This window comes from Streptosporangium sp. NPDC050284 (assembly GCF_044459525.1).
GTDB lineage: Bacteria > Actinomycetota > Actinomycetes > Streptosporangiales > Streptosporangiaceae > Streptosporangium.
This window is the reverse complement of record NZ_JBITIZ010000023.1, coordinates 29,516-47,264: the sequence shown is the minus strand read 5'-3', so window position 1 is coordinate 47,264 and position 17,749 is coordinate 29,516. Positions and strand designations below refer to the sequence as shown.

Here is a 17,749-nt window from a genome sequence, read left to right as displayed (position 1 = left end):
GCTGATCGGTCCACAACGCTCCGTGTGCGAAATGAATTTTCCCATGTCATCTTTGACGAAGGGTCGCGGCTACCGCCACCGATCTACGAGATTGTCCTAAACAGGATGGCCGATTGACGGGCATCGGAACGGCCCATAGGTTCCCTCTCGTCACACAGATGCGAATAAAGGGAGAACACATCATGCAGCCAGATTCCAGCCCTAAATGGATTCTCGCTTTCGATGCTTCCTGTGGCCAATGTCGAGGGTTGGCCGACAAGGTGAAGAAATTCGCCGAGCATCGTCTTGAGATCGTTCCGCTCATGCATCCAGAGGTCGTCGCGTGGCGGAAGCAGGCACTCGGTGATGACGCACCGTACATGCCGACCATCATCAGGGTCGGGCATGACGGCGTGCGCGCGTGGACGGGCGCGGCCATGGCGATTCGGCTCGCCGCGCGCCTGGGAGTCTGCGGGACGTACGGCCTGCTGGCCACCCTTGGCGAGAACCGGAGGGCGGAGGAGCGGCACGCCGCCTCGTCCGCCGATGCGGGCGCGGGCCGTCGCCACTTCCTGCGGTTGGCCGGCCTCGGTGTCGCTGTGTCCGCGATCGCAGGGAGAACGTCGCTCGCCCAGGCCGCCGCGGCCGACCCGTCGCCCGCGGAAAAGTGGGTGCAGGCCAACAGGGCGAACCTTCCGCAGACCTACCAGGCTTTCGGCGTCCACGATCTGGAGCATCGCCGAGCCATCTTCAACGCGCTTCCCCCTCAGGCGCGCAGCCGTCTCTGGGGCGATCACCTGCAGGAACACCGCGGCTCTCTGCCGAAGATGAGTGCGGAGCAGAACGCGGTGTTCGACGCTTTCATGGAACTGGCCGGCGACAGCAAGACCTTCGCGGCCCCGAATACCGAGGAAACGCATCACAGCCTCGCCTCGCTGCTAGAGAGGGCGGTCGCCGCCTTCGGTGAGAGTGACGCCGCCGCCCTGTTCGCCAATCTCGGTCCTCGGTCGGCCTCCACGTCATCGGATCGACCGGCCCATGCTCACACTGCCGCGGCGAGTGCGTGTGAGTGTTCGATCAGCAGCCCTCTGTGTCTTGGGGGCAACAGGTGCTATCAAGGAGCTCTCGGCTGCTATCAGGAGAATGGTTGCGGAGCTCTGTGGTGGTACATCTGCAACGGCATGTGTTGCATGCAGACAAGCCAGGGACTGATTTGTTATTAGCCGAGATCGGCGAGGCATGCCACGATATTCATGCGGGCGCTGAGGCGGCAGTCGCGCTCGATTTCAAGGCCGCGTCCCGCCATGGATATCGCCGGTGACCACACCGCCGTGGCTCACGGGCCGAACTCGTTGACCCTCTTCCGTCTTTACATCACGGGGTGGCCGACCTTTTCCGTCACCCAACCCCTGGCGTTGCCCGTTGCCCGCGTCTCATTTCGCATCGGGGTATCCGCGTAGCGCTTTTGGCGCTCCCTGCCAAAACGCGCGTGGCGCGTGAAAGACTCGGTTCGATCGTGCCTCGATCGCGACCCGGTGTGATGAGGCGATCACCCGTCGGGTGAACGTCGAGGACTCATCAAACCGCTCCACAATATCGCATCGCTTAGAAAGGGGCTCACGTGGTCGAATCATCGCCGGTGCGTGCACCGGCTGTCGTCCGTCACTTCGCCAGGATCGTCGATCTCGGGGTCGCCGCGCTCACCGTGGTGGTCTTCGTCGCCATCGCCCTGGCCACGGGGGTGCGTTCGCCCTGGCCGGCCGTGATCCCCGCCGCCCTGGCCCTCGGTGCGCTCCTGCTCCTACGGCGTCGGTGGCCGATGACCGTGCTGCTGCTGTCGGTCGTCGCGATCTTCGTCTATCACCTGGTCTCCTGGTCCCCCCCGGGCTGGATCTGGCCGATCGCGGCCGCCTACGTCACCGCTGCGGCCACCTCCCGCGTGCGATGGGTGGCCGTCATCGGAGTAGCCCAGCTCCTCTACTCCGCGATCGACGCCTGGTGGGTCATCGATGTGAATCCGCCGGTCTACTTCTTGCACGTTCTCGGTGAAGGAGTATTGCTGGCGGCATTCCTCGGCCTGGGACTCGCTTACGCGGCCTGGCTGCGCTGGCGCGACCGGCCCGACCTCAAGGACGACTCAGGCTCCTGACGCGGGCATACCGCGACGAAGGCCGAAGTGGTGGAGTAGTAGCGGCTCTTGGTGGAGAAGCGGCCCCGGCACCCCAGCATGTGCCACCAATGCCGCAGCGGGAGCAGCCGGTATTGAGGCAGGCGGTTCAGGGCGCAGCAGGTCAAGATCATGCGCCGGGCGTGTTCGGTCACGTCCAGCCGGGCGATCTCCCCGGCGTCACGGATACGTCGGTTCACCGTCCCCGCGGATTCCGCTCCCTTGGTCGCGTACTTGGCCACGTAGGAGGCCACCCGCTGATCACTCACGCCGTCCAGGTCGGTGGAGAGGTAGACCGGTCGTACGTCGAGTTGCTCACCCCAGGGCAGCAGGACCGGGGGAGGAACGTCCGGCGACTGCTTGGAGGCAGGCACCACGACCTGTGCGGTGGCCTGCCGGATCGCGGCATCCAGCAGCGGAACGGTCGCCCAGTCCGGGGGAGGGGAGCCGGGACGTCCGGGCCGTCGAGGTGGATCACCGCGTTGACATGGATCAGGCCGCGCGCTTGGTACTCGGCGACCTTGGCATACGACAGCCGCAACGTCTTACGGGGGTGAGCACGAGGCACGCCGAGCAGTCGAGCCAGGACAGCGGGGAGTGCCTGGGTGAAGCGGCGCCACAGCTCTCCCGCATGAGAGTTCCACAAGACCGCGCCCTGGTACTCGTAACAGTCCACGCAGAGCGGTTGCCCCACTTACGGGTCATCGCGGTCGTGACGCCTGCCGCAGCCCTCGTATCGACCATGGGGGCAGGTGGGGGAGTCGCGCCGGGGACGGCAGGGCAGGGACTCGCCGTCCTTGCCCGTGCGGTGAGCGTGAACCGCGCCGAAGGACGGAGCGGTGAAGGTGGCGAACACGCGGGGATGGCCGCCCACGTCTACGACCACACGATCCACCGGTGGGACATCGCCCGCCAGACCTGCCTCAGATCCGGCGCCTGACGCGTGCCGGATCCCCGGCCCACCGTGGGCCGGGGATCTGACATGTGGACCGCGTGCCGCGGGGGCGCGGACGGTTTCGCCGCTACCGGGTCGTGCAGACGGTTCCGTTGAGGGTGAAGACGGCGGGCAGTGTGTTCGGGCCGCTGTAGTTGCCGACGAAGCCGATCGTGGCCGACGCGCCGGTGGGCAGTGAGCCGTTGCCGGACTCGTTGACGACCTGCACGTCCTGCCCGTCCTGCGTCCAGACGGCGCCCCAGCCGCTGCCCAGGCTCTGCCAGGTCCTGGGCCAGCTGAAGCTCAGGGTCCAGCTGCTGACCGGCGCGCCGTGGTTGGTGATGTCGATGGCGCCGACGTAGCCGCTGGCCCAGTCGGTCTGCTTGGTCAGACGCACCGAGCACGAACTGGAGGCGGGTGTGCCGGTCGTGAACGTCAGCGGCGCGGAGGGCGCGGAGACGCCACCGCCGCTGTCCCGTGCGATCACGTTGACCGTGTAGCGCGTCCCCGGTTTGAGGTTGTTCACGGTGAACGAGGTGCCGCCGGTCTCGCCGAACTGCTCGCCGACGGCTCCGTTCTGGCGGTGAACCTCGTACTTCACGATCGGACGCGCGCCGGCGGAGGCGGTGGGCCAGGAGATCGTGGCGGCCCTGTCGGTCACCTCCGAGACCGTCGGCTGCCCCGGCGTGCCCGGCAGGCCGGTCTGGGCGTCGGCGGGCCGCAGGACGATCGTGGTCAGCGAGAGGGGGGGCAGCGTCTGACCGGTCGCGCTGCCTGTGGTCGAGGAGGTGATGCTCGTGGCGCCGTTGGTGTGGGTCAGTACGGTGGGGGCCCCGGACGCCGGGCTGAAACCGGAGTAGTCGATCGCGACGGGATAGGACGTGTCGGACGAAGTGTTGATCAGCAGGACGGCCAGATCACCGTTGGGGCGGCGCGCGGCGTGTGCGGTGACCTTCGCCTGGTCGGTCGCGGCCCTGATGAACCGGTCTCCGGGGCGGGCGAACCTGCTCACCATCTGGAGCGCGTAGTACGGCGCGAAAGGTGTGTTGAGCGAGGGTTCGCAGACGCTGCCGTCGGAGGTGCACGTCGCGTTCGACAGCAGACCGAAGTCGCCGTAGTCGGTGTGCCCCTCGACCTGTGTGACGCTGCCGATGCCGTTGTGGACGTTCCACCAGTCGACCGTGAACACCCCGTTGGCGAGCAGTGTCGCGTAGGCGTCGGCGGCGGCCAGCGCACCGGGCTGGGTCGTCGTGCCGCGTTCGTTCGACCCGGTGTTGAACTCGGTCATCGCGATGCCGATCCGCTCGGCGCCGGCCCCGGCGTACCGCGCGATCTGCCGGCGGGTGAGATCGATCATGTCGGGAACGTGCCCGACCTTGTCGAGGGCGCCGGGGTACCAGTGCAGGATCACGAAGTCGATCTTCGATGCCGCGGCCGAGAGGACGACGTCGTTCCAGGTCCCTGCGTCACCCTCGGCGACCAGCCCGTCGGGCCAGTTCGCCGGTGTGGTCAGCACCGCGCCGATCTTGATGGTCGGGTCGACGGCCTTCATCGCGTCGGAGTAGGCCACGACGTGGCGCGCGTACTCGGCGGGGCTCTTGTCGGCGTGGTCGTCCGCCTCCCACGTGGCGCCGTAGTGGCCGTTGCCGTAGTTCTCGTTGCCGATCTCCCAGTACTTGACGCCGTAGCCCTTGGTGACGTTGGCGTACCGCACCCAGGCCGCCGCCTCCTCCGCCGTACCGGTGCCGTAGTTGGCGGTGACCATCGGCTGCGCCCCGGTGCGACGCGCACCGCGCATGAAGGTGTCGAACTCGGTGTTGGGAGCCACGTAGCCGCCGGGGGCGGTGTGGTCGGCCCAGTGGTAGATGTCGGAGTACGAGCCGCCGGGGTAGCGCAGCAGCTTCATACCCGCGTCCTTGAGCAGGTCGGCGGTCGTGTCGGTGCCCAGGTTGGCGTCCCAGATCGCATGGTTGGTGCCGATACCGGTCTCGGGGGCGGTGGCGAGCGCGGCGCGGGCGTTGACGGTCACCGCGACCGGGGCGACCTCATCGGCGCGCGCCGTGGGGACATGCAGGACGGACAGCGTCAGCAGGAGAGCCGACGCGGCCCGTAACAGCTTCTTAGGTGTCCCCAGTGTCCCCAGTGTCCCCGGCGTCCCCGGCGTTCTTGATGTTCTCGGCATCGGTGTACCTCGCAACGGATAGTGGCGTTCACTCGACGCCCCCTCCCTGACCCGGAGGCAACATGATCGTCAGGGGTCGCCCCATATCCGTCAACCCGCGGTGAAACTTTCAGTCGCCGCGTCGCCGCGTCGCCGCGTGGTGCCGGGAGGTCAGGAGATGGTGAGCGTGCCGTTCGCGTTGCGGGCGCACGTGATGACCGTGCGGGACGCGGCGGTGAGGGCACCGCTGAGGCACTGTCCGAGGACGGTGTGGCCCGCGGCGTTGGGGTGCCAGCCCTCCTGGCAGGTCTGGAAGTAGCTGACGCAGGTGTTCGCGACCCGCTGGACACCGATCTTGTCCCACCCCGACAGGCTGGTGACGAACGTGCCGGACGGCCCGTCCTGCACCCGGATCGGGGTGGCGAGCGCACCCGTCGGGCTGCCGGGGTTCTCGCAGAGCCGGGCACCGTCGAAGGCCTTCTGGACGTCCAGCACGCGCAGGTCGGCCGTCGGACGCTCGGCCGCCAGCGTGGTGTAGGCGTTCTTGACCAGGGAGCCGAGGTTCTGGGAGAACACGTGCCCGGGAGCGAGGCTCGCGCGGTGGATCGGGCAGCCCGCGGCGTACCGTTCGGCGCCGAGGGCGCGGAACTTGTCGCGGGTGTCGGTGCGGTTGTCCTCGTCCCGGTACTGCGGGGCGACGTCGAGCGGCAGCGGGTTGGTGTAGGTCTGCAGGATCACGCTGTGGGCGCCGTCGGCGTCGATCTGGGCGAGGGTGTCGAGGATCTGGCGCAGGGCGGCGGCGGTCTCGGTGGTGGCCGCGGCGACCTCGGCGTCGGAGGCGAGGTCCGAGACGGTGCAGGGCTCCTGCGGCACGTCGCCGCCCAGGTAGGCCCAGAACTCCCACCAGCCCGTCCAGGCGTCGGCGATGAAGCGGTTGGCGCACAGCGTGGCCACGTCGCCGAAGGTGAACTGGGTGTTGTTGGAGCCGAGTCCGATGAGGACGACGTCGATGTCGTGGGTCTGCGCGACGGCGCGCAGCTGGTCGAGCTGGGAGGCGACGGAGCGGCCCTTGGCGCGGGCGCCGGAGGGGTTGGCGATGTCGGCGGGCTGGCCGCCGGAGCACGCGAGGTTGAAGCGGTCCTGGATGCCGGGGAGTGAGGCCTTGAACAGCGAGGCGTTCGCCGACCGGTGGCAGAAGTAGGCGTTGCTGTTGGGAGCCGACCAGCCGGGGAAGGACTGCGGCGTCCCCGAGGCGTCGACGACGGGCTGGTAGGCTCCCGCGCCCTCCCCGCTGATGAAGCTGTCGCCGAGCGCGACGGCCGCGGTGGGCAGGGCCGCCTGGGCGGCTCCGCCCTGGACGACCTGGATGCCGACCGCGCCCACCAAGAGCGCCACCATCGCGGCCGCACGCCGGAGAACCCTCACTACCGCCTCATTTCCTACTAAGTAAGTATGGAATAACGTATATCCGGATCACAACACGCCACCCGAATGACGTCAAGATTGTCAGGAGACGCGCCGCCTCATCTAAGAGATCGCGTATCGCCCTGATCGTCAAGCACGCGCTTGCTTGCTTGGGGTGGGGGTGTGGTCTGTCGCCGCTGCCACGCCACGCCTGAGCTGTACGGATGCCCGGTCGCGAAGCCGGCCCCGCGCACACTGGGAGTGATGCGTTGGAACAGGCCGGGGCCGCCGCGGGCTCTGACCGACCGGGGTGGAGTGGTTTCTATGAGCTTGTCCAGGCGTGAGATGGTCGCCGGGCTCGGGGCGTTGGCCCTCCCGCCTTCACCGCCCCCACCGTCGCCCGCCGGTCGGGACGTTCGGCCTTCACCGGCTATGCCGTCCGCCGGTGTCGCCGCTCCCGTCGGCACGGCCCCTGAGCGGCTCGCCGAGGACGAGGGCTTCTGGAGCCGGGTGGCGCGGCAGTATCGAGTCACCCCGGACTTCGTCAACCTGGAGAACGGCTACTACGGGATCATGCCCGAGCCGGTGCGCCGCGCCTACCATCGCAACACCGACCACCTCAACGAGCTGAACTCCTACCTGCTGCGCACCACCTACAAGGACCTGGCGGACCAGGTCAGGCGGCGTATCGCGACCATGCTCGGCGTCTCCATGAAGGAGATCGCCCTCACCCGGGGCGGCACCGAGGCCCTGCAACTGCTGATCGCCGGCTACCGGCGGCTGCGTCCCGGTGACTCGGTGATGTACGCCGACCTGGACTACCACAGCATGCAGTACGCCATGAACTGGCTGAGCGACCGGCGAGGCGTCCGGGTGGAGAAGCTCGTCATCCCCGAGCCGGCGACCCGGCAGGCGGTGCTGGACGCCTACGCCAGGGCGTTCCTTGAGCACCCGAAGCTCAGGTTGCTGCTGCTCAGCCACATGAACAACCGCACCGGGCTGGTGGTCCCCGTGCGGGAGATCGTGGCGATGGCTCGCGAGCGGGGCATCGACGTGATCGTCGACGCCGCGCACTCCTGGGGGCACCTGGACTTCACCATGGACGACCTGGGCGCCGACTTCGCCGGGTTCTCCCTGCACAAGTGGATGGGCATGCCGCTGGGTGCGGGCTTCCTCTACATCCGCGACGGCCGCCTGGCCGACATCGACGTCGCGTTCCGCGACGAGACCTTCCCACGGGGGGACATCCGCTCACGGGTGCACTCCGGCACCCTGGACGTCGCGCCCTTCCTGACGGCCGGCACCGCCCTGGACTTCCACGACGCCCTCGGCGCCGCCGCCAAGCAGGCGAGGCTGCGCTTCCTGCGCGACCGCTGGGTGGGTCAGGTGCTCGACATCGGCAACCTGGAGATCCTCACCCCCGAGGAGCCCGCCATGTACGGCACGATCACCGCGTTCCGGATCACCGGCCGTACGTCGCAGGCCGAGAACGTCGCGATCGCCACCGACCTGATGAAGCGGTACCGGATCTTCACGGTGCACCGCGGTGGGCCGGCGAGGGGGGACTGCGTGCGGGTGACGCCGGCGCTCTTCACCACCCGCGACGACGTCGACCTGCTGGCGACGGCGGTACGGGACATCGCGCGACGGATGCGCGCCTGAGCGGGAGCGACGGATGCGCGCCTGAGCGGGAGCGGCGGATGCGCGCCTGAGCGGCAGGGGTGCCCGTCGGCGTCCCGCGCCGTCTCCGGCCCGGCGGACGCCGGGCGGTTTCGCCGTCCCCCGCCTTTCCCGGTCCGCGCTTCCCGGACGAGTTCGAAAGAGGTCACCAAGGGTGATCGTGTCGTCACGGAAAAGGATCTACCTTGAATGCGGGCTGGAATGGCAGATGTGACGTCGTGGACATAGCAGCTCAAACTGTGCAACGTGGCTTTTCGTGTGCGCTTTAATCGCCGGGATATCGGTGATTCAACTCAGGGTCAATGGGGAACAGATATCGTGCCTCCAGGGTTCCCGGCGCCCGTCGGGGCAGGGGTCGGCACTGTAGAGGTGGTCGGTGGCTCGCCGCACAAAAAGAATCGCCGATGTCGCTGCGGCGATTCTGGTGGTTTTCGGAATTCTGGTCGGACTTCCGGTGCGAACGGTCGAAGAATACCTGCCGGAAACGGTCGTCGCGCGCAGGATCGAATGGGTCGTTGTTTTCGGATTAACCGCCTTCCTTGTCGTTCTGCTGACATGGCTGACGTCGAAACTGATGGGATCACGCACGCGTGGCGGGCTCTTCCTGGTGCCGGACAGGCAGGCGGGGTGGGTCAGGAGAAGCGAGCTGGACGACGTGGTCTCCACCCTGACGATGCGACGCTCGGGCACGGTCGGGCTCACCACGGGTCTCGCCGGGGCGGGCGGGTTCGGCAAGACCTCCCTGGCCGTGGAGGCGTGTCACAGCGACGAGGTGAGGAGGCGGTTCGACGGCGGCGTCATATGGGTCACCGTGGGCCGTGACCGCACCGGGGCCGACATCGCGGCGCTCGCCAACGACGTCACGGAGGCCGTGCTGGGCGTCCGGCCGGAGTTCTCCAGCCCCGAGCAGGCCGGCCACCGGATGGCCGAGGCCCTGGCGGAGCGGGGCCACATGCTGCTGGTGGTCGACGACGTGTGGAGCCTCGAGCAGCTGAGACCCTTTTTGTCCGCGGCCACCAGGTCCCGGGTGCTGGTGACGACCCGGCTGCCCAGGGCACTGCCCCCGAAGGCGATCGCGATGATCGTCGACGAGATGGCGCCGAGGGCGGCCGTCCAGTTGCTGAGCCGGGGGTTGCCGCCGATGAACCCCGGCGTCGTCGGCGACCTGGTGGCCCTGACGGGCAGGTGGCCGCTACCGCTGTCCCTGCTCAACGCCCGGCTGCGCGACGAGTACGGCGCGGGGACGAACGCCGACGTCGCCGCTCGCCGGGCCGCCGGGCGGCTCGGCCGGACCGTCCCCACCCCCCTGGACGTCACCGTCGCCTCCCAGCGGGAGAGCGCGGTGCTCGCCACCGTGGAGCACAGCCTCGAAGCCCTCGGCGCGTTCGACCGCGCCCGCTTCCTGGAGCTGGGCGTCTTCCCCGAGGACGTCGAGATACCGGCCGCCGTCGTCGAGCTGCTCTGGCGCGGCACCGCGGGACTCACCGCCAAGCAGGCCGAGCGGCTCTGCGGAAGGCTTCAGGACCTCGCACTGATCTGCAGGCACCCCGCGGAGGGGGCGGCGCCGTCGATCACGATCCACGACGTCGTCCGTTCCGCCCTCCGCTCGGAGGACGGCCTGGGCAAGGAGCGCGCCGAGGCCGCCAACCGCGACTTTCTCGACGAGGCGAGAAACCTCATCCCCGACGACGATCTCACGGCGGACGCCGAATGGTGGAGGCTGCCCCCGACCGTGCCCTACCTCCGGAACCACCTGCTGTTCCATCTTTCCGAGGCGAGGAGATACCGGGAGCTGGAAGCCCTGCTGCATGACGTGCGCTGGTTCGTCACCCGTGTACGCGCGTTCGGGGTGGCCGCGGCGGAGTCGGATCTGGCGCTGTCGACCTCCCGTTCCGTCGCGGGGGTCCGCCGGCTGATCGCCCGTAGCGCCCATCTGCTCACCCCCTTCGAGTCGGACGCCGTCTCCACGGCGAACCTGCTCGCCCGCCTTTACGCGTTCCCGCCGATGCGGGCGTCGGTCGAGCGCTACAGCCGGGAGAGCGAGACCACCTTCCTGAGAGCCCGCTGGCCACTGCCCGAGGACGGCTCCACCCGCCTCCTGCGCACCCTGACCTCGGCGGCGAGACACCTCGAGGAGGTGTCGATCACACCGGACGGATCGCGGTTCGTCGTGCACGCCCGCGGCGGCGGCGCGCAGATCTGGAAGGCCGACGGCACCACCCGGACGACGCTGGCCACGCACGGCAGGCCTGTTCACGAGGTCGCCGTCTCCCCTGACGGTGCGTGGCTGGTGACCCGCTCGGGGAAAAGGAGGGTGCAGATCTGGGGGATCGACGGTGCCCAGAGGGCCGTCCTGCGCAACGGGATCGGCAGGCTCGCCGCGATGGTGGCCGCGCCCGACGGTTCGTGGCTGGCGACCCACTCCGCGAGCGGAAGAGTCCGCCTCTGGAATTTCGACGGAAGCAGGCGTGCCGTCCTCAGGAGAGGGACGGGCAAGTTCACCGGGATGGTGGCCGCGCCCGACGGTTCGTGGCTGGCGACCCGCTCCGCGACGGGAGGGGTCGCTCTCTGGAGCCCCGGCGGGAAGAGACATCTGATCCTCAAAAGCCGGGTGCGGGTGAGAACCAGGCCGCGAAGGCTGAAGGACGTCCTGAGGATGCGCGGCTGGAACCAGGAGGACGAGAAGGTCCCCGGCAGGAACAGGCCGATCGGCAAGGTCTCCACGCTGGCCGTCTCCCCCGACGGTTCGTGGCTGGCGACCCTCGCCGGAGACGGGAGCGTGCGTCTGTGGGGGGTCGACGGCGTCGAGCGGGCCGTCCTGACGGGGCACACCGGGGCGGGGGCGGGCGTGCGGATCTCTCCCGACGGTTCGTGGCTCGCGACCTGGTCGTCCACCGGTCCCGTACGGCTGTGGGAGGCCGACGGCAGGCAGCGGGCCGTCCTGACGGGGCATGGGGGGGTGGTTCGTCAGGTGGTGATCTCTCCGGACGGCGGTTGGCTGGCGACGCTTTCGGGTGATCGGAGTGTGCGGTTGTGGGAGGCCGACGGTGGTGAGCGGGCCGCTCTGACGGGGCATGGGGGGGTGGTTCGTCAGGTGGTGATCTCTCCCGACAGCACCTGGCTCGCCGCCTGCTCCGACGAGGGGACGATCCGGATCTGGCAGTCGGAGCGCGCCGCGAGGCAGAGCCGCAGGGGGAGGACGGGGACGGTCCGCCAGGTGACGATCTCTCCCGAGGGGAGCTGGGTCGCCACCCACTCCGGTGACGGATCGGTGAAACTCTGGAACGAGGACAGGATAGAAGAGGCGACCCTCACCGTTCCCCTGGAGGACGGTCACCACGGCGTGGTCTCACCGGACAAGACGTGGCTCGCCGCCTGGTCCACCGATCACGTCGTGCGGATACGCGGGGCCGGTGGCCGCAGGCGAGCCATCCCGACGGGGCACGCCGGACGCCTGCGGGGGGTGGCGATCGCCCCCGACAGCACCTGGCTCGCCACCTGGTCGGCCGATCGGGCCGTACGACTGTGGGGTGCGGGCGGCAGCAGGAGAGCGGTGCTGAACGGTCACACCGGGCCGGTGCGCGAGGTGGTGATCTCTCCCGACAGCACCTGGCTCGCCACCTGCTCGGAGGACGGCACCGCCCGCGTGTGGTGGGCCGACGGCACCGAGCGCGCCGTCCTGGTCGCGAACATCAGGGCGACGGCACACCTCCTCGTCTCCCCGGACGGCGCCTGGCTCGCCACGCTGTCCATCTACGGGAAGATCCAGCTCTGGAAGCCGGACGGTGCCAGGTACGCCACGCTGAGAAGCAGGGTGGAGGCGATCGAGGAGATCACCGTGGCGCCGAACGGCAGGTGGTTCGCCATCTTCTCCGCCAACGGCACGGCCGGCCTGTGGGGAGCCGACGGGAAGGCGCGGGCCTCGCTCAAGGGATGCCCCGGCCCCGCCCGGGGGGTGGCGATCGCCCCCGACGGCACCTGGCTCGCCGCCTGCTTCGACGACGGCGGCGCCCGTGTCTGGTCGGCGGGTGGCACGGAGCGGGCGAGGCTGTCCGGCGGTGAGGGAAGGATCCGCGCGGTGGCCGTCTCACCCGACAGCAACCTGCTCGCCACCTGCTCCGACGACGGCACCATCCGGGTGTGGGACAGGTACGGCGACTCGTTCGCGGCCGGAGCGCGGGTCGAGGCCGGCCTCAACTGCCTCGCCTGGTTTCCCACGGGGTTCGCCATAGCCGCCGGTGGCGATCAGGGCCTGTACGGGTTCGACCTCTACCCCCCGCCCGGATAGCGGCCGGCGCGACGCACACGACGAGGTCGGGCCCGCGGTCCGGGGCCGGGGAGGGCCGCTCCGGCTCGCCCGTGGTGTCCATGGGCTGGACGCCTCCCGTCCCCGTCCGGAGGCGTCGTTCCAGGTGATCCGCCTGTCGCGCTCGGCCTCTCGAGGGCGGTCGTAGAGTGGGCCGGTCCGCATGGCTTTTGCGAATGGGTGGAAAATCATGGATGAGAAGTTGACGCTGATGGCCGTTCATGCCCATCCCGACGACGAGGTGATCAGCACCGGCGGGATCCTCGCCAGATACGCGGACGAGGGCGTCCGTACCGTATTGGTGACCTGCACGAACGGCGAGCAGGGCGACGGTCCCGGCGGGGTGAAGCCGGGGGAGGCCGGCCATGACGCGGAGGCGGTGAGAGCGCTGCGGCTGGAGGAGCTCCGCGAGTCGGCGACCCATCTGGGGATCTCCCACGTCGAGCTGCTCGGCTACCAGGACTCGGGCATGGTCGGGTGGACCGCCAACGAGGCGCCGGACTCCTTTGTCAACGTGCCTTTCGAGCAGGCCGTCGGCAGGCTCGTCGAGCTGATGGAGCGCTATCGCCCGCAGGTCGTCGTCACCTACGACGAGAACGGCGGTTACGGCCACCCCGACCACATTCAGGCCCACCGGATCGCGGTGGCCGCCACCGAGGCGAGCGGCATTCCCCGCAAGCTCTACTACACCGCCGTGCCCCGGGAGCGGACGGCCGAACTGTTCGCGTATCTCCGCTCGATCGGCTCCGGCCCCGAGAACGTCGAGCTTCCCGACGACTTCGGCGTTCCCGAGGAGCAGATCACCGCCGTGGTCGACGTGTCCACCCAGGTGGAGCGCAAGCGCAAGGCGCTGGAGGCGCACGCGAGTCAGGGCGACAGCATCTTCCTGCTGCGCATGCCCGCCGAGGCGCAGCACCAGGTGTTCGCGCAGGAGGCCTTCATCCGTCACATCAACCACGTTCCCGCCGCGGGCGATCGCGAGGACGACCTTTTCGACGGCCTCCGTTAGGGAGAGGGCCTCGGTCGGGGAGAGGCGCCCGGGAAAGACGAGCTGCGGTAAAGCTCCCACGGGTGCGCCGTGGGATACGGTGTCATACCGAAGTTGGGAAAAATCTGGTTCGCCGCTTCTTGTCGCCTTTACGATCTTTTCTCTGGTATGCAACTCTGCACACCCGGGGGAGTAGACGGTATGCGTGATCGACGGCTCCTCGTACTGGTCATCTCGGCGGCCACGATCCTTCTCTTCGGCGTGTACGCGGTGGTGGCCGCGCCGGGCGCCGTCGTGGCCGCACCCTCGCCGAGGCCCTCGCCGGCCGGTGACCCTGACGTCAGGACGAACGCGGTACGGGCGGGGGAGTCGCCCGCCCCGGTGCCCGCCTCACCGCCGGCGAACCTGATCACGCTGACCCCGGCCACGCCGAACCCGAACAGCGGTCCCGAGACGATCGCGACGAACTACCTCACCGCCTGGCAGGGGGGCGACCTCGCCGCGATGGAGGGCATGGTCGTCGACCCCCCGGCCGACTTCGGCCTGCGGCACCGCGGCTTCGACGGCGACCTGCGGATCTCCTCGCTCTCCCTCACCTCCGGCGACCTGCGTCACCGAAACGAGGACTCGGCCGAGATGTCCTTCAAAGGAGTGCGGCAGGTCACGGGGCTGGGCGAATGGCCGTTCGCCTCCGTCCTGCACCTGGAGTCGCGGTTCGGGGTGTGGAAGGTGCGCTGGACCCCCGAGACGATGCACCCCTCGCTCAAGAACGGCGGGAGCGTGCGGCTGGAGGAGACCGAGGTCCGGCGACCGGCCACGGTGACCCGTGAGGGGGTGCCGTTCCCCCAGGACAGCAGGGCGGAGGACTACTTCACCGGGCTGGGCGACACGGCGGTCATCCTGAAAGTCCGGGAGGAGCCTTCCGGTCAGGTGCTGCGGGAGTCACCGCTCCCGCCGACCTCAGGGGAGAAGACCACGATCTCCCAGTCCGTGCAGGCGGCCGCGGCCCGTGCCCTGGACGGTGTCTCCCAGCCCGCCGCGATCGTGGCCGTGGACGTCGGGACGGCCCAGGTGCGAGCGGTGGCGGACACGCTGGGCGGGCGGGAGGCGTTCAACGGGCTCTACCCGCCGGGCTCGACGTTCAAGGTCGTGACCGCCGCCGCGCTGCTTCGCGGTGGCCTCACCCCCGACTCCCAGGTCGCCTGTCCTGCCGGCTACACGATCCCCAACGGCAGGAGCTTCAGCGACTCCGACGGTGTCGACCACGGCGGCGTGGCCTTCATCACTGCCTTCGCGCTCTCGTGCAACACCACGTTCGCCCAGCAGGCGTACGAGCGGCTGCGTGACGGCCAGCTGCGCGCCGAGGCGGCCGACCGGTTCGGTTTCCGGGAGAAGCCGGGGCTGAGCTCCTGCCGGATCCGGCCGCACGGAAACCCGGACGAGCTGGGCTCCGACGCCATCGGCCAGAACTCGGTGCAGGCGAGTCCGCTCTGCATGGCCGAGGTCGCCGCCGCGGTGGCGAGCGGCGTCTGGAAGCCCGCGATCACGACCGACGAGCCTCCCGCGGACTCGCCCGCCCCGGTGCCGCTGGACGAGGGGGTGGCCGCGGGGCTGCGGACGATGATGAGCGCCGTGGTCGCCCGGGGAACGGCCGCCCAGGCCGGGCTCCCGCCGGACACCGCGGGCAAGACCGGCACCGCCGAGGTCGACGGCGGCGGTGACCACGCCTGGTTCGTCGGCTACCGGGGTTCCCTCGCCTTCGCGGTGTTCGTCCGGCACGGCGGCGCGGGAGGCAAGGTCGCGGCGCCGATCGCCGCGAGGTTCCTGAACGCCCTCTGAGGCGTTCCGGGTGGGGGAGACGGGCTACCGTACACAGGGTGTACGTGAAGATCTGCGGGCTGCGCGAGCCCGGACATGTGACGGCCGCCGTCGAGGCGGGGGCCGACGCCATCGGGTTCGTCCTCACCAGGAGCTCGCGTCGGGTCACCCCCGCGCTGGCGAGGGAGCTGGCCTCGGCGGTGCCCCCGCACGTGCTGACCGTCGGGGTCTTCGCCGGAGAGCCCTCCGAGGAGGTGAGGGCGGCCACGCTGGAGGCGGGACTGCGCGCCGTCCAGTTGCACGGTGACCACCCGCACGAGGACTTCACCGCGCTGAAGGACCTCGGCGTCACGCTGGTGCGCGCCGGGACCGCGAGCACCGACCTGCGCTGCGGCGCCCTCGACGAGGACCTGCTCATCGTCGACGCGCCCAGGCCAGGTTCGGGGGAGCCGTGGGACTGGGCGGCCGTGCGCGGGCGCCCTGCGGGCCGCTGGATGCTGGCCGGGGGACTGGCCCCGTCGAACGTGGCCGAGGCGATCGCCGCCGCCCGGCCCTGGGGAGTCGACGTGTCGAGCGGTGTGGAGGTCGCGCCCGGGGTGAAGGACCCCGGCCTCATCAGGGACTTCATCACCGCCGCCCGCGGCGGCTGAGCCTCGCGGGCCCGCGTCTGGGGGCGGTCATTGCCAAAGTAGTCAACGTCGTTTACTGTATAGACAACCACGTTGACGATATCGCCGTGACGTGCGATCGCCGAACCCGCGTTCCGGAGGTTCGGAAGACCCAGAGAGAAGGCCCCCGTGACCACTGACGTCCACCCCCTCTTCCCCACCCACACCGCCGAGAGCGCCCCGGCCGACGCCCGCTCCACCGTCGAGAACGTGAAGCGGAAATTCGGCTACGTCCCCGCGCCGGTCGGCCGGATGGCCACCTCCCCGCAACTGCTCAAGGGATTCCTGGCGGCGAGCGCCACCTTCGAGCAGACCACCCTCGATCCGGTCGACCGCGAGATCGTCGTCATGACGGTCGCCACCCGCAACGGCTGCCACGTCTGCGTGGCGATGCACACCGCCACGCTGGTCAGGCTGGAGGCCCCGTCCGAGGTCGTCGAGGCGCTCCGAGCCGGGAAGCCGCTCCCGGACGGGCGCGCCGAGGCGCTCCGGTCGTTCACCCTCGCCGTCATGGACCATCGCGGCGCGGTCGGCGACGAGGAGACGAGGGCGTTCCTCGACGCGGGCTACAGCGCGCGGAACGCCCTTGAGGTCGTCCTCGGCGTCGGCGCGTACACGATCTCGACCTTCGCCAACCGCCTGATCGACGCCCCCCTCGACCCGCCGTTCCACGCCTTCGCCTGGGACGGCGACGACAGATAGGGAAAATGATCGCTGTCCGCGCGTTCCACCTCGGTGGGCGCGGGAACGAACACCGGATCAGCCGACCGGCATATCACCAGCTCGTGAGGGGTTCACCCTTACCGGTGGGCGGCTTCGGGCCCGGTTCCAAGGACGTGACGTATGCATATCGATCTCACCGGCAAGACGGCGCTGGTCACCGGGTCCACCCAGGGGATCGGGGCCGCCATCGCCGTCGGCCTCGCGCGGGCGGGCGCGACGGTGGCCGTCAACGGCCGCACACCCGACAAGGTTCAGGCCGCCGGCGACACGCTGCGCGCGCAGGTCCCCGGCGCGGAGGTCGTCCCGCTCGCCGCGGACCTCGCCACCGAAGAGGGCGCGGAGCACGCCGTGGACCTCCTGCCGGAGGTCGACATCCTGGTCAACAACCTCGGGATCTTCGGGGCGAAGGACGCCCTGGAGATCACCGACGACGAGTGGCGCCACTACTTCGAGGTGAACGTCCTGGCGGCGGTCCGCCTCACCCGCGCCTACCTGCCGGGGATGGTGGCACGCTCCTGGGGCCGCGTCCAGTACATCGCCAGCGACTCCGCGATCGTCACCCCCATCGAGATGATCCAGTACGGCATGTCCAAGACCGCGCTCCTGGCCGTCTCACGCGGCTTCGCGAAGAAGGCCGCGGGCAGTGGCGTCACCGTGAACTCCGTCATCGCCGGCCCCACCCACACCGGTGGCGTGGAGGAGTTCGTCTACGAGCTCGTCGACCGTGACCTGCCCTGGGAGGAGGCCCAGCGCGCCTTCATGCGAGAGCACCGCCCGCAGTCGCTCCTGCAACGGCTGATCGAGCCGGAGGAGATCGCCAACATGGTCGTCTACCTCAGCTCACCACAGGCCTCCGCCACCACGGGTGGTTCCCTGCGCGTCGACGGTGGATACGTCGACGCCATCATCCCCTGAGCGACG

At 69.6% G+C, this 17,749-nt stretch carries 11 protein-coding genes and 1 pseudogene; 9 read left to right on the top strand and 3 right to left on the bottom strand.

Annotation, left to right across the window (positions count from 1 at the left end; all coding sequences use genetic code 11):
• Positions 1-248: 248 nt before the first annotated feature.
• Together ACIBH4_RS35580 and ACIBH4_RS35575 are read left to right on the top strand one after the other, a co-directional pair.
• Positions 249-1,202 (top strand): bacteriocin fulvocin C-related protein, encoded by a 954-nt coding sequence (locus ACIBH4_RS35580; protein WP_362768017.1) that lies wholly within the window; start codon positions 249-251, stop codon positions 1,200-1,202.
• Positions 1,203-1,618: 416 nt separating this feature from the next.
• Positions 1,619-2,128, top strand: a complete 510-nt coding sequence (locus tag ACIBH4_RS35575; RefSeq protein WP_362768020.1) for a hypothetical protein — start codon at positions 1,619-1,621, stop codon at positions 2,126-2,128.
• Here ACIBH4_RS35575 and ACIBH4_RS35570 read toward each other — a convergent pair.
• The 3 genes and pseudogenes from ACIBH4_RS35570 to ACIBH4_RS35560 form a co-directional block, all read right to left on the bottom strand.
• Positions 2,068-3,020: pseudogene (locus ACIBH4_RS35570) on the bottom strand (replication initiator). The gene ACIBH4_RS35575 and the pseudogene ACIBH4_RS35570 overlap by 61 nt on opposite strands.
• 148 nt (positions 3,021-3,168) lie before the next feature.
• Positions 3,169-5,262 (bottom strand): cellulose binding domain-containing protein, encoded by a 2,094-nt coding sequence (locus ACIBH4_RS35565; protein WP_362768023.1) that lies wholly within the window; start codon positions 5,260-5,262, stop codon positions 3,169-3,171.
• A gap of 150 nt (positions 5,263-5,412) precedes the next feature.
• Positions 5,413-6,666: a hypothetical protein gene (locus ACIBH4_RS35560; RefSeq protein ID WP_362768026.1), complete on the bottom strand. Its 1,254-nt coding sequence runs from the start codon at positions 6,664-6,666 to the stop codon at positions 5,413-5,415.
• Positions 6,667-7,077: 411 nt separating this feature from the next.
• Here ACIBH4_RS35560 and ACIBH4_RS35555 point away from each other — a divergent pair, with 411 nt between their 5' ends.
• The 7 genes from ACIBH4_RS35555 (at position 7,078) to ACIBH4_RS35525 (ending at position 17,743) form a co-directional block, all read left to right on the top strand.
• Complete coding sequence (locus ACIBH4_RS35555) at positions 7,078-8,307, top strand: aminotransferase class V-fold PLP-dependent enzyme (protein WP_362768029.1); 1,230 nt, start codon at positions 7,078-7,080, stop codon at positions 8,305-8,307.
• Between the two features lie 592 nt (positions 8,308-8,899).
• Complete coding sequence (locus ACIBH4_RS35550) at positions 8,900-12,613, top strand: NB-ARC domain-containing protein (RefSeq protein ID WP_399173606.1); 3,714 nt, start codon at positions 8,900-8,902, stop codon at positions 12,611-12,613.
• A 208-nt stretch (positions 12,614-12,821) separates the two neighbouring features.
• Positions 12,822-13,640: a PIG-L family deacetylase gene (locus tag ACIBH4_RS35545; RefSeq protein ID WP_362506166.1), complete on the top strand. Its 819-nt coding sequence runs from the start codon at positions 12,822-12,824 to the stop codon at positions 13,638-13,640.
• Positions 13,641-13,820: 180 nt separating this feature from the next.
• Entirely contained in the window at positions 13,821-15,458 is a 1,638-nt protein-coding gene (locus ACIBH4_RS35540) for a penicillin-binding transpeptidase domain-containing protein (RefSeq protein WP_362768035.1), read from the top strand.
• Between the two features lie 38 nt (positions 15,459-15,496).
• Complete coding sequence (locus ACIBH4_RS35535; RefSeq protein WP_362506172.1) at positions 15,497-16,087, top strand: phosphoribosylanthranilate isomerase; 591 nt, start codon at positions 15,497-15,499, stop codon at positions 16,085-16,087.
• A 147-nt stretch (positions 16,088-16,234) separates the two neighbouring features.
• On the top strand, positions 16,235-16,807 hold the full coding sequence (locus ACIBH4_RS35530; RefSeq protein WP_362768038.1) for a carboxymuconolactone decarboxylase family protein: 573 nt from the start codon (positions 16,235-16,237) through the stop codon (positions 16,805-16,807).
• A gap of 141 nt (positions 16,808-16,948) precedes the next feature.
• Positions 16,949-17,743, top strand: a complete 795-nt coding sequence (locus ACIBH4_RS35525) for an SDR family oxidoreductase (protein ID WP_362506178.1) — start codon at positions 16,949-16,951, stop codon at positions 17,741-17,743.
• Positions 17,744-17,749: the final 6 nt, after the last annotated feature.